This window comes from Mycobacterium sp., assembly GCF_035570115.1.
Taxonomy (GTDB): Bacteria; Actinomycetota; Actinomycetes; order Mycobacteriales; family Mycobacteriaceae; genus Mycobacterium.
This window is the reverse complement of sequence record NZ_DATMLH010000091.1, coordinates 1-10,439: the sequence shown is the minus strand read 5'-3', so window position 1 is coordinate 10,439 and position 10,439 is coordinate 1. Positions and strand designations below refer to the sequence as shown.

At 64.3% G+C, this 10,439-nt stretch carries 10 protein-coding genes and 4 pseudogenes; 5 read left to right on the top strand and 9 right to left on the bottom strand.

Annotated features, from left to right (window positions below; genetic code table 11):
- Positions 1 to 157, top strand: a pseudogene (locus VNW74_RS08120) (DUF1275 domain-containing protein); the annotation flags it as partial.
- Positions 158 to 223: 66 nt separating this feature from the next.
- Here VNW74_RS08120 and VNW74_RS08115 read toward each other — a convergent pair.
- The 6 genes and pseudogenes from VNW74_RS08115 to VNW74_RS31855 all read right to left on the bottom strand — a co-directional run.
- A pseudogene (locus VNW74_RS08115) lies at positions 224 to 1,217 on the bottom strand (esterase family protein).
- Positions 1,218 to 1,469: 252 nt separating this feature from the next.
- Positions 1,470 to 2,270, bottom strand: coding sequence for an ABC transporter permease (locus VNW74_RS08110; RefSeq protein ID WP_414686627.1), 801 nt, complete (start codon positions 2,268 to 2,270; stop codon positions 1,470 to 1,472).
- 10 nt (positions 2,271 to 2,280) lie between these two features.
- Complete coding sequence (locus VNW74_RS08105) at positions 2,281 to 3,102, bottom strand: ATP-binding cassette domain-containing protein (protein WP_325676090.1); 822 nt, start codon at positions 3,100 to 3,102, stop codon at positions 2,281 to 2,283.
- Positions 3,099 to 3,551, bottom strand: coding sequence for a MarR family winged helix-turn-helix transcriptional regulator (locus VNW74_RS08100; protein ID WP_325676089.1), 453 nt, complete (start codon positions 3,549 to 3,551; stop codon positions 3,099 to 3,101). The genes VNW74_RS08105 and VNW74_RS08100 overlap by 4 nt, the downstream gene beginning before the upstream one ends.
- 74 nt (positions 3,552 to 3,625) lie before the next feature.
- Positions 3,626 to 4,123: a metallophosphoesterase gene (locus tag VNW74_RS08095; RefSeq protein ID WP_325676088.1), complete on the bottom strand. Its 498-nt coding sequence runs from the start codon at positions 4,121 to 4,123 to the stop codon at positions 3,626 to 3,628.
- Positions 4,124 to 4,160: 37 nt separating this feature from the next.
- Positions 4,161 to 4,375: pseudogene (locus VNW74_RS31855) on the bottom strand (alpha/beta fold hydrolase); the annotation flags it as partial.
- 63 nt (positions 4,376 to 4,438) lie between these two features.
- Between VNW74_RS31855 and VNW74_RS08090 the strand changes: the two are divergent.
- Together VNW74_RS08090 and VNW74_RS08085 are read left to right on the top strand one after the other, a co-directional pair.
- On the top strand, positions 4,439 to 4,894 hold the full coding sequence (locus VNW74_RS08090; RefSeq protein ID WP_325676087.1) for a MaoC family dehydratase: 456 nt from the start codon (positions 4,439 to 4,441) through the stop codon (positions 4,892 to 4,894).
- A 10-nt stretch (positions 4,895 to 4,904) separates the two neighbouring features.
- Positions 4,905 to 5,810 (top strand): alpha/beta hydrolase, encoded by a 906-nt coding sequence (locus tag VNW74_RS08085; RefSeq protein ID WP_325676086.1) that lies wholly within the window; start codon positions 4,905 to 4,907, stop codon positions 5,808 to 5,810.
- Here the strand turns inward: VNW74_RS08085 and VNW74_RS08080 are convergent.
- Complete coding sequence (locus tag VNW74_RS08080; protein WP_325676085.1) at positions 5,807 to 7,096, bottom strand: acyl-CoA dehydrogenase family protein; 1,290 nt, start codon at positions 7,094 to 7,096, stop codon at positions 5,807 to 5,809. The genes VNW74_RS08085 and VNW74_RS08080 overlap by 4 nt on opposite strands.
- 29 nt (positions 7,097 to 7,125) lie before the next feature.
- On the opposite strand from VNW74_RS08080, the gene VNW74_RS08075 reads away from it, so the two are divergent.
- Positions 7,126 to 7,740: a GNAT family N-acetyltransferase gene (locus VNW74_RS08075; protein ID WP_325676084.1), complete on the top strand. Its 615-nt coding sequence runs from the start codon at positions 7,126 to 7,128 to the stop codon at positions 7,738 to 7,740.
- Between the two features lie 567 nt (positions 7,741 to 8,307).
- Positions 8,308 to 8,579, top strand: a pseudogene (locus VNW74_RS08070) (hypothetical protein); the annotation flags it as partial.
- On the opposite strand, the gene VNW74_RS08065 reads toward VNW74_RS08070, so the two are convergent.
- Together VNW74_RS08065 and VNW74_RS08060 are read right to left on the bottom strand one after the other, a co-directional pair.
- Positions 8,525 to 9,640 (bottom strand): DUF4185 domain-containing protein, encoded by a 1,116-nt coding sequence (locus VNW74_RS08065; RefSeq protein WP_325676083.1) that lies wholly within the window; start codon positions 9,638 to 9,640, stop codon positions 8,525 to 8,527. The pseudogene VNW74_RS08070 and the gene VNW74_RS08065 sit on opposite strands and share 55 nt — an antisense overlap.
- The gene (locus tag VNW74_RS08060) at positions 9,628 to 10,422 is read right to left on the bottom strand and encodes a DUF427 domain-containing protein (RefSeq protein WP_325676092.1); all 795 of its coding nucleotides are present in this window, start codon (positions 10,420 to 10,422) and stop codon (positions 9,628 to 9,630) included. Before VNW74_RS08060 ends, VNW74_RS08065 begins: the two co-directional genes overlap by 13 nt.
- Positions 10,423 to 10,439 lie beyond the last annotated feature (17 nt).

The following is a 10,439-nucleotide window of genomic DNA, read 5'->3' as shown; positions in this document are numbered from 1 at the left end:
CCTGCTGTTCAGCAGCTTCGTCTTCGGCGCCACGTTCGGCGGCATCATCAGCATGTTCGTCAATGGGACCGGGATGCTGGTGTTCGCTTCGGCGATGTGCACGTTGGCAACCGCCTATACGTACTTTCACCAGGACCGCCGCGCCCTATTGAATTAGCCTCCCGGACAAATACATCGGCAGCAGCGCTGGGGGAGCGCTGCTGCCGATGCGTGGGTGGAGATGTCAGGTGGCGCCTTGACCACCGCTCAGGGTCCGCTGGATGTCGGGCTTCATGGCGACCAGTTGCTGGTTCCAGTAGCCCCAGTCATGCGTTCCGTTGGGCGGGAAGTTGAACGTGCCGTTGCGGCCGCCCGCTGCGGTGTAGTTGTCGCGGAACTGCTCGTTGGTGCGCAGCGTGAACTGCTCCAGGAACTTGGCCGGCATGCTGTCGCCGCCTAGCTCGTTCGGAGTGCCGTTGCCGCAGTACACCCAGATGCGGGTGTTGTTCTGCACCAGGCGAGGGATCTGGGACCATCGCGTCGTTGCGCTTCCACGCCGGGTCGCTCGTCGGGCCCCACATGTTGGTGGCGTTGTAACCGCCCGCGTCGCCCATCGCCAGACCGATCAGGGTCGGCCACCAGCCCTCGGAAGGGTTGAGGAAACCGGACAGCGACGCCGCGTAGGAGAACTGCTGCGGGTAGTACGCGGCCAGGATCATTGAGGAACCGCCGGCCATCGAAAGACCCACGGCGGCATTGCCGTTCGGAGAGATACCCCGGTTGGCCTGCAGGTACGCCGGAAGCTCCCTGGTTACGAACGTCTCCCACTTGTAGGTCTGGCAGCCCGCCTTACCGCAAGCCGGCTGGTACCAGTCGCTGTAGAAGCTGGACTGTCCACCAACGGGCATGATCACGGACAGGCCGGACTGGTAGTACTCCTCGAACGCGGGGGTGTTGATGTCCCAGCCGTTAAAGTCGTCCTGAGCGCGCAACCCGTCGAGCATGTAGACCGCGTGCGGCCCGCCGCCCTGGAACTGCACCTTGATGTCGCGGCCCATCGCCGCGGACGGTACTTGCAGATACTCGACCGGCAGGCCCTTCTTGGAGAACGCCCCCACGGTCGCCGTGCCGCCGATAGCACCGACCAGGCCGGCCAGCAAGGCCGCCCCAACAGTCGCGATTGCGAGTCGACGCGGCAACCGCCCCGCCGCGCCGCGCAACTTCTCACCGAACTTCATAGCTCCTACCCATCCCAACTTTCATTTGCCGCATTAGGCGGTCGAATAGCTGTCGGACGCAGTCAAACACAGCGCGCGGCTTACTCCCGGTTGTCGCCGCGGGGTGTGACGTCGCGGTTGGCTAACGATTAAGCCTCGGCGCGGACTCGAATATAACGATTGTGAATCGTCGGCCCCGGGACCTCGTCAGTAGCCCGGCCGCAATGGAATTCGGCAGGGATGTAGCCGCTGAGGGGTCGGAAGATTCCTGGGCTAGGTGACCAAGCGCCGCAATAGCGTTGACGCAGTGATGATTCCGAGTGCCGCAGCCACCACCAAGACGGCGATGTCCGCGGGGTGGAACGCAGTGCCGATCAGCAGCGCACGTAACGCGTCGACTTCGTAACTGAGCGGGTTGACCTTGCTCAGCACATGCAGCCATGCGGGCATCACGTCCACCGGGTATAGCGCGTTGGACGCGAAGAACAACGGCATCGTGATGGCTTGACCGATGCCCATCAGCCGATCACGACTGCGGACCAGCCCGGCCAAGGTCATCGACAGGCACGCGAAGAAGGCCGCACCCAGCATGACGACGCCCATCGCCCCCAGGATCCGCAGCGGATTGATGGTCAGCCCAATGCCCATCAGATAGGCGAGCGCCAACACGCCGACGACCTGCGCGACCGATCGCACGCCCGCCGCAAAGGACTTACCCGTGATCAGTGCGGATGCCGGCGCAGGCGTCACCACGAGTTTGGCCAGGATGCCCGCGTCGCGGTCCCAGATGATCTGGATGCCGTAGAAGATCGAGATGAACAGCGCCGACTGCGCGATGATGCCCGGCGACAGGAAGGCCAGATACGACACCGATCCGGTGTTGATCACATGCAAACGGCTGAACGTGGTACCGAAGATCAACAGCCACAGCGCCGGCTGCACCATCCTGCTGACCAGCTCGGTGCGGTCGTGTTGCAGCTTCTGCAGTTCAACGATCGCGAACGCCCCGACGCGACCCACCGTTGCGCGGCAGCGTTGCCAGCCATGGGGGGCGCGGACCAGAGTTACCTCGATAGGGTGTTGCTCAACTCGCACGACGAGCAACCTTTCTGCTGGAACGGATTTCACGAAGAGACCCAGAATTTTCTGTCTGCTGCGACAGATCGGATGTCGCGTAGTGCCGGAACACGTCCTCGAGCGTCGCCCCAGGGAACACCGTCGATTTCAACTTCGTGGGCGTTCCGACGGCCCGCAACTCACCGCGATGCATCAACGCCACCCGATCGCAGAGCGTGTCGGCCTCTTCCATGTAGTGGGTGGTCAGCAGAACGGTCATACCGAACTGGGATTGCATGCTCTGGACCTGCCTCCAGACGCCGTCTCGGGCAATGGGATCCAGCCCGACCGTGGGTTCGTCGAGCACCAGCAGTGATGGGCGGTTGACGAGCGCTTGCGCGACCTCGAGCCGGCGCACCATGCCGCCTGAGTAGGTCCCCGCCAGCCGGTTCGCCACGTCGAGTAGCTCCATGGAGGCCAGCGCCTGCTCGACGCGTTCAGCGCGCCGGGCGCTGGGCACGCCATATAGTCGCGCGAACCACTCGACGTTCTGTTTGCCCGTCAGTGCGGGCTCGATTGACAGCTGTTGTGGCACATAGCCGACATTGCTTCGGATGTCGGCTGTCTGGTGACGGGAGTCCAGCCCGAAGATGCGCAGCTGACCGTGCTGGACCGGCGTCAGCGTGGTGAGCATGCGCACCAACGTGGTTTTACCCGCCCCGTTGGGCCCGAGCAGGCCCATGGTCTCACCGGGCCGCACCTGCAGCGTCACGTCATCGACGGCGGTGAACTTGCCATAGCGATAGGTCAGGTGCTGGCAGTCGATGGCCGGGGGTAGTAATTCGCTCATGATCGGCGCTCCTGGAGTAGTTGTGTCATCGTGTCGAGAACCTCCAATCCCTTTGCCAGAGATTCGATTTGGTCGTCGCCTAGTTCGGCTAGTACATCGGTCAGCAGCGCTCGACGCGCGGCTCTGGATGCGTCGACGATCTGCTGGGTGGGCACGGCGAGTGTCAACTCGCCGACCCGGCGGTCGGTGGCACCGACGCTGCGGGTGAGGAAGCCGCCGGATACCAGCTTGGAGACCAGCGTCGAGGCGGTGTTGGCCACCAATCCGAGTTCGGCAGCGGCGGCGCTGACCGATATCCCCGGCCGGCGGCCCACCAACCAGAGCAGCTCCGACTGCGACTCGGTGAGTCGCGCGGAATCGAGACCTCGACCCGCGGACCTTCGAAGTTGGCGGCGAAACCTCCCGACGACCCGGACGACTTCGGCTGCTAAATCGGTGCTCACCTGCACCTACCCAACAATACCTCTGTTTAAGAGCTAAATATGTGGGTGAACTGTGGGGTGGTTATGCATACGTATGCGGGCTATCGGCCGAGGCGGTGCAGGACGACCTGGGTCAGCTGACCGGCGTCCACGTTCGCGGTCATGTACGTGCCGACCGGTTGGCGGCGGCGATCCGTCGGCGACCCGGGATTGAGCAGCCGCAGCCCGGTGCTTGTCGTGGTGTCCCACGGGATATGACTGTGACCGAAGATCAGCACGTCGCTGTCGGGGTAGCGCCGCGACACCCGTGCCTCGCGGCCGGCCGCGCCACCCGTTTCGTGCACCACCGTAAAGTGCAGCCCTTCTAGCAGCACGTCCGCGCGCTCCGGCAGCCGTGATCGCAGCACTGGTCCGTCGTTGTTTCCCCAGCACGCCACCAGCCGCGCGGATTTCGCCGTCATGTTGTCCAGCAATTCGGGTGTCACCCAGTCACCGGCATGGAAGACGACATCGGCCTGTGCCACTTCTTCCCACACCTGCGCGGGTAGATCGCGGGCGCGCCGCGGGATATGCGTGTCCGCGAGTAGCAGCAGCCTCATCTGGTCATCGTGCTACAGACATGGCCGCTAGCTCCGATTACCCGGCGAGAAAGCGGAGGAGCGCCCCGTTGAATTCGTCGCATGGCCGAGGTTGCACAAATGTGGGCCACCGGCAATCACGTGAAGTTCGCTGCCGGGAATGGCGTCATGGGTCCGTCGGGCTGAACCCTCCAACGGCACCGCGCCGTCGGCGTCGCCGTGGATGACCAGCGTCGGTACCGACACCTGGGCCAGGTCGTCGCGGAAGTCGGCGCCCCGCGACAGGCCCGCCGCGGCACCGGCACTATCGTCTCCACTTGAGCAGAGGAGAACACTATGCGCACCTTCGAGTCAGTTGCCGACCTCGCCGCCGCCCAGGGGCAGACCATCGGACAGAGCGAGTGGGTGACCATCACCCAGGAAGACGTCAACCTGTTCGCCGATGCGACCGGGGATCACCAGTGGATTCACGTTGATCCGGAACGGGCGGCGAAAGGCCCGTTCGGCAAGACCATCGCCCATGGCTTCATGACGTTGGCTCTGCTGCCGCGGCTTCAGCACGAGATGTACACGGTCAACGGCATCAAGCTGGCCGTCAACTACGGCCTGAACAAGGTCCGCTTCCCCGCACCGGTGCCGGTCGGGTCAAAAGTTCGTGCGCAGAGCTCCTTGGTCGGTGTCGATGACCTGGGCAACGGCGCGGTACAGGCGACGGTGTCGACCACCGTGGAGATCGAGGGGTCGGCCAAGCCGGCGTGTGTGGCCGAAAGCATCGTCCGCTACATCTCGTAAGGGTCAGGCCGTGGACGCTGAACTGGCATCCTGGCAGGCAGCCGGGCAGCACTTCGACTACCTCGGCTTTGACATCTTCTACCGGATGGAAGGCAACGGACCTCCGCTGCTGCTGATCCACGGTTACCCGTTCAACTCCTTCGACTGGGCGCCGATCTGGCCAACACTGACGCAACGTTTTACCGTCATCGCACCGGACATGATGGGCATGGGCTTCTCCGCAAAGCCGGTCGCCTACGAATATTCGGTGCACGACCACGCCGACATGCACGAGGCGCTGCTGGAACACCTGGGAGTCGGCAACGCGCACATCATGGCCCACGACATCGGTGACTCCGTGGGACAGGAACTGTTGGCCCGTAACGAGTTTCGTCAGCCCGCCTATGGTGAGTTGAGCATCGACTCAATCACCTGGCTCAACGGAGGCATGTTCGTCGAGACCTACACGCCGCGGGCGGCGCAGAAGCTGATGTCACGCACGCCGATCGGCGACATCCTCAGTCCTGTGCAAGGCAGCACGTTGTCTCGTCGACTGATGGAACCGACGCTGCGCGAGATGTTCGGCCCGAACACCAAACCGACTCGGCACATGATGGACGTGTTCAACCAGATCTTGGATTACAACGACGGCCGCCGGGTGCTGCACAAGGTCGGCCGCTTCATCAACGACCGTTACACGCATCGAAATCGCTGGGTGCGTGCGATGCGGCAGACCGCGGTTCCGATGCGGTTGATCGACGGGCCGGTCGATCCCAACTCCGGTGCGCACATGGCACGTCGCTACGCCGAGGTGATACCCGACCCCGACGTGGTGATGCTCGCCGACGACATCGGGCACTGGCCGCAACTCGAAGCGCCCGACGCCGTGCTGACCCACTTTCTGGCCCACATCGACCGCGTCACCGCCGGTCTTTAGAACTCGGCGACCGCGTGCTCCAGGCGCTCGGCCAGCCTGGCCTGCGCCTCGGCGCGCCGGGTGGGCAGATGCTGAGACGGGAAAGGCGTTGACACCGGCTGATATTCGCGCAGGGTGCGACGGGCGACGGTCATCTTGTGCAGCTCGGTGGCCCCGTCGGCGATCCCGAGCGACTCGGCGGCGATCATCATCTTGATGAACGGCATCTCGTTGGAAACCCCCAGCGCGCCGTGCAGGTGCATGGCACGCTGCACGACGTCGTGCAGCACCTGCGGCATCGCCACCTTGACGGCGGCGATATCGCGGCGCACTTTCTGGTAGTCGTGGTGTTTGTCGATCAGCCATGCGGTGCGCAGCACCAACAACCGGAACTGCTCGATCTGAATCCAGCTGTCGGCGATCTTTTCCTGGGTCATCTGGAAATTCGCCAGCGGACCAACCCGGGTTTGCCGTGACACCGCGCGCTCGCACATCATGTCGAATGCTCGGCGGGCCAATGCGATGGTGCGCATGGCGTGATGAATGCGGCCGCCGCCGAGGCGGGTCTGTGCGATCGCGAACGCCTGCCCTTCGCCGCCGAGGATGTGGTCGGCCGGCACCCGGACGTCGGCGTAGCGGACGTAACCATGGGTGGCGTGTGAATCGGTGCCGACCCCCACGTTGCGGATGATCTCGATGCCCGGTGTGTCGGCGGGCACGATGAACAACGACATCTTGTCGCGGGTGCGCGCGTCAGGGTTGGTGACCGCCATGACGATGAAAAACGTCGCGTGCCGGGCGTTGGTGGAAAACCACTTCTCGCCATTGATCACCCATGTGTCGCCGTCACGCTCGGCGCGGGTGACGAACAGACCCGGATCCGAGCCACCTTGCGGCTCGGTCATGGAATAGCAGGAGGTGATGTCACCGTCGAGCAGCGGCTGCAGGTAGCGGGTTTTCTGGTCGGCGGTGCCGAACAGGGCCAGGATTTCGGCGTTGCCCGAGTCGGGTGCCTGCGAGCCGAACACCGACGGGGCCCAACGAGAGCGGCCGAGTATTTCGTTGAGCAGCGCGAGCTTGACCTGGCCGTAGCCCTGCCCGCCCAGTTCTGGTTTCAGGTGCGCGGCCCATAGCCCGTGGTCCCTGACCTGCTGCTGCAGGGGCCGCAGGATCGCCATCGTCTCGGCATTTTTCTTGTCATACGGGTCGAGCGTGACCAGATCGAGCGGCTCGAGCTCGTTGACCATGAACTCTTCGACCCAATCCAGCTTTTCCTGGTATTCGGGGTCTGTATCGAAGTCCCACACGATTTCCGACGCTACTACTCTGGCTGTCAATGACAATCCACACGCGTCCGGCGCGCAGAGGCGATGTCACTGAGCTGTCGCATGCCCTTGGCCGCGCCTTCTACGACGACCCGGTGTCGGTCTGGATGATGCCTGACGACAAAGTACGGACGGCGCACCTGCGGAAATTTTTCGCCGCCGCGACCCGCCACCATCACCTCGCCGGTGGCGGCGTGGAAGTGGCCAGCAACGAGTCGGCGATTGGCGCTGCGGCGCTCTGGGATCCGCCGGGCCGTTGGAAGCAGTCGGGCCGTGAACAACTGATGATGCTGCCCTCGTTCTTCCTCGGGTTCGGGCCGCGGCTGACAACGGCCCGCAAGCTCGCTGGACTGCTTGAGCAGATGAAGCAACAACACCCTGAGGAACCGCATTGGTATCTCGCGGTGATCGGCAGCGACACGTCGGTGCGCGGGAAAGGCTATGGGCAGGCCCTGATGGGCTCACGCCTCGATCGCGTTGATGCCGAACACGCCCCCGCCTATCTGGAATCCAGCAAGGCCGAAAACGTGCCGTACTACCAGCGGCTCGGGTTCGAGGTGACCGGCGAGATCGTCGTGCCCAACGGCGGTCCGACCCTGTGGCCGATGTGGCGGGCGCCGCGCTGAATACAGATTCAGGACATGGCGTTGTGAAGGCAGTTAGGACCAAGCGCCGAGCAGGAGGCCGATGAGGCAGGTGGTGTGCGGACCAACCCGGCTCATCGAACTTCGCACCGCTCTACTCAGCCGCTTAAGCAACCCTAGGTGGCGCGCCCACAGCGATCGGAGCCCGCAGCATAACGGAGTCCCAGGCGAATGTTATTGCCGCAGGGGCAATTCTCGGCACGTATGACACCGGACCGCTAACTGGAGAGCAGAGTTCGTGCGGCGCATCGGGAAAAGTGCGGCTGACATGCGCCAGGTTGGTACCAGCGCCGGCGGCGCGGAGGTATGCATCCCAGAAGTCGCCCGTGGTCTGCGGGTCTAGATTTGTCATGATGATCTCCTCGGCTGTGGTGGTGCATGTCACAGATCCTCATTGACCTCCAATGCATTTCACGACGAGCGGGTGAAGCCGGTTCGGCCAATGTGACGAGTCACTCACAGCTGGTGAGTCGCTGTGGAGTCAACTACTAGCCGGCGGGTCAGTCGTGACGTCGCGGCCAGGATGTGCGTTCTAATGGCGTTTAGCCGTCCACCAGCGAGTCCACCGACTCCGACGAGGTCCGCAATGACGAGGGTGACATCGTCGTTGACCCGCCGGACGACTGGAGTGAGGCCAACAAGTTCGGGATGACGGCGCGTGAAGCGGAAGAGGGTGAATCTCTCGACGACATGGTTGCCGCCGAGGAACCCGATATGCTCAGCGGCGAGGCCCCGGACTTGGACCTCCCACGCCCGAGTATCGCGGTCAGATCGACGGAACCCCCGAGGACGGCGACTCGCTGTTCAATGTGGACGAGTGATGTTTGGTCGTGTCGTGCAGCGTAGCCCGGAATTGCATTGCCCGGTAGGGCCATCCGCGCGCGGTGTTCCACTGTGACACCACTAGGCCGACGCCGCCGGCGACGTTGAGCTTCGAACCCGGCAGGACGTATCCGCCGTAGAGTTGCGCGACGCGGCTTTTGCCATGATCTTCGGCGTCCCACACACACCCGACGACCGGCATCTGCAGCGGTGCATCGTGCACAGCGGTGGGGGACTCGATGACCCGGTAGCCCAGTGCGTATTTCGAGGAAAGGAATCCGCCCAGGACCCACTTGCCTTTTGTCAACCGCCGCAGCGACAGCTCGCCCCAGTTTTCGCCGTCGGGCGTCAGCGGGGTCGGCTCCTTCCCCCACGACCACCGGCCGGCGGCTCGTCCCCACCCGGAGTAATGCCCCGGATCGCCGATGTTCTCCGGACGGACCCGCCGCAGGATGATTCCCTTGTCGCGCTGAAAGCCGGTGGAAATGACGTAGATCCAGCCGTCGACTGGGTCGTAATCCCACGACCAGCACTGCGCGTGCCCGTTGTGCAGCCCGGCCGGAAACTTCGTCTCGTCGGCGAGATGCCGCCACGAGACACCGCTGTCATCCGAGCTCCAGATCTCGGTCCACACGACGTTGCCGAAGCCGCGGTTGACGATCGCGTGCAGGTAGAGCGTGTCATCCACCCGCAGCAGGTCGGACGGAATGACCGTACTGATGCCGCGTCGCGGCCTCCCGGACCGGCCGGTGCGGTGGGTATAGCGCCAAAGCTGGTGTGCGTACTCGGGATCGGCGCCCCCGGCGCGCTGGTAGGTGATCGGGCGATGGGCGTCGCCGGTGCCGATCAGGATCACCGGCGAGCGCCAGTCACCGTCGCCAACACTGTTGCCGGAGAAGGTGTCTCCGAACACCGACACCAGCGTCCCGTTGGGCGCGGTTATCGACGCACCAAGGTCGGTGCACGTCACACCCCACCGGTCGGTGATGCCGGGACCGGTGATGTCGACCAGCTTGCCGTCTTTGCGACGCGAGGTAGCCAACGCGGTCAGCCCGACCAAGGCGTGACCGGGCGTTCGCGGCGCCGGCCGTCCACGATCACGTCCACCCGCTCGTCGAAAAACGCGATGCGATCGGTGACCGGTTCGGCTTCGTGCAGCGGCTGGTGGTAGGTCCACGCCACATCGGCCGGGCCGTCGGGCACCGAGAGGTAGGACGCCCGGCCCTTGTATGCGCAGTAGCTGACGGTGTCGCTCGGCTCGAGATCGATGACGACGTCGGCGCGCGGAAGGTAGAAGCGGACCGGCAGCAATGTCTCGAACAACAGCAGCGGGCGTGATGACTCGGCCAGCAGCCGGCCTTCCCACTCGATCCGGATGTGCCGGCTGCTGGCGAGGATGTCGATGCGTTTGAACGGGTCATGCGGGTGGGCGACGATCGGCTCGTCTTCTTCGCGCCACTCGAACGCGCCGAAGTCAAACGCGACGTACCCGCTCAGGTCCGCATCGTCCGGCTTGAAGGCCGCCGATGTGCGCCTGGCCCCGTCGACAACGACGTCGAACACCTCTCCGGTACAGCTGTGCGCGCTGAACGGGTTGGTCGGCACCAGGACCGGCAAGTCGGCGAGGTCGTCAACCCTGCCCATCGATTCCAGCCGGGCGCAGACATCCCGCTCCGGCACCGCATATGTCGGGACCACCCGCCGCGGCTCCCAAACCAGCAGCCCGTCAACGGTGTCGGCGACGAGCGCTTCGTCCAGGTAAATCCGAAGGCGCTTGGCGGTGGGTTCGTAGCGCAGCGCCTGCAGCGCGCCGCCGAGCAGATCGCGCATTCTGGTGCCCATTGCACCATCATGGCCCC